We start from the raw sequence: 1550 nt of genomic DNA on the forward strand, positions 1-1550 counted from the left end.
TCGAAAAAATTGACTGTCATGTACATTGTATATATCTAGTTTTCAAAGAACTTTTGCTTCGTTTACTTGTTGTAATAAGCGATAATATTATAACACCAATTTATTTTTTCATCAATAAATTTTTAAATTATTTTATTGACTGTAAAAACTCTTTTGTCTGGTGAAAATATTGATTAAATAATAACACTTAATAATGATTTACCTAATAAAAAAGATAAAAAAATAGTAAGAATTGTTTGTCCTACTATTTTGATGTTTATTTTTGTGATTTAAAACCACTAATAACAAATCTAAGTTTGCTTGAAGCTAGATTTTTTTTCAAATCTTTTATCTTATATGTAACTTCAACAGCATTTTCAAGGTTTAATGCAGGTGACACACTTACAATATTAACTTCAAACTCTTCTTTATTATATCCTGATACTTCGATATTTTCTTTAGTAACAGCTGATGCTAATATATCAGCTTTATTACCTTTATAATCAAATTTTAATTGTTTGTTTACATTGATGATGCTTGAAGCATCAACTGTATTTTGATTTTCTTCTTTTTTGCTACATGCAACAACTGATATTAAAGGAAGTGCTATAGCACCTGAAATCATTAAAGATTTAAATATTAATCTATTTTTTTTCATACAAAAATATTACATTATTTATTTGAAAAAAATTTAATATTTACTGAAAAAAATAAATGTGGAAATTCTTTGTTTCATATTTCATCTTTTTTTAGGTTTTATATAAATCTTATTTAATTACAATGTATAATAACATAACAATACGAAGAAAAGCTAAAGGCTTTTTTTATATCAAATCGGAGGAACATTATATGAAAAACACACATTTAATTATTTTAATCAATGGAAAAAGAAGAAGTGGAAAAGGACTACTTAGTACAGAACTTTCTAATAAACTAAAAGAACAATTTAATGATAATATCCATATTCTATCATTTGCACAACCTATTAAACAAATTACTCAACCAATTTTAGATGAAATTAACTGAGATGGTATAGATAAAGAAATCGTTAGACCATTATGAATAGCAATGGGTGAAGTAGGAAGAAAAATCGACTCAAATGTTTGATGCGCTAAAGTCTTTGATAAGATCAGAGAAACAATGGAAAAATCTTCAAATGAAAACATTAATAGTTTATTTATTATTGATGATTTAAGATTCCCTAATGAGTTAGATTACTTTAAAGGCAACAAGGCTTCACTTGAAAAAAATGTTAAAGCAGGTGATGAAGTTAAAGTATTAGCTATAAGAATTGAAAAATTTATGGATGCTACAAAATTTGTTCCAGGTGTTGATGATAACTCAACTGAAACAAGTTTTGATAAATTAGTTAATATTTGTTTTGACGAGATTGTTCCTCAAAATACTTTAATCGATTTAGAATGATATCCAAAATTCGATAATGTTAAGGTTATTGCTGATGTTATCATCCGTAACCATATTAATAAATAGTCTTTATGACTATTTTATTTTTGCCTTTGTAAAATAAGCTCTATTTTGTCACCCCTAGAGTAGATAGAATAGAGTAAAAT

At 24.8% G+C, this 1550-nt stretch carries 2 protein-coding genes; one reads left to right on the forward strand and one right to left on the reverse strand.

The window, feature by feature from the left end:
- Positions 1 to 256: 256 nt before the first annotated feature.
- The gene (locus ACX1M8_RS03470; protein WP_458807265.1) at positions 257 to 637 is read right to left on the reverse strand and encodes a hypothetical protein; all 381 of its coding nucleotides are present in this window, start codon (positions 635 to 637) and stop codon (positions 257 to 259) included.
- A gap of 191 nt (positions 638 to 828) precedes the next feature.
- Here ACX1M8_RS03470 and ACX1M8_RS03475 point away from each other — a divergent pair, with 191 nt between their 5' ends.
- Complete coding sequence (locus ACX1M8_RS03475) at positions 829 to 1470, forward strand: hypothetical protein (protein WP_458807266.1); 642 nt, start codon at positions 829 to 831, stop codon at positions 1468 to 1470.
- Positions 1471 to 1550 lie beyond the last annotated feature (80 nt).

Source organism: Mycoplasma tracheobuteonis, assembly GCF_054456995.1.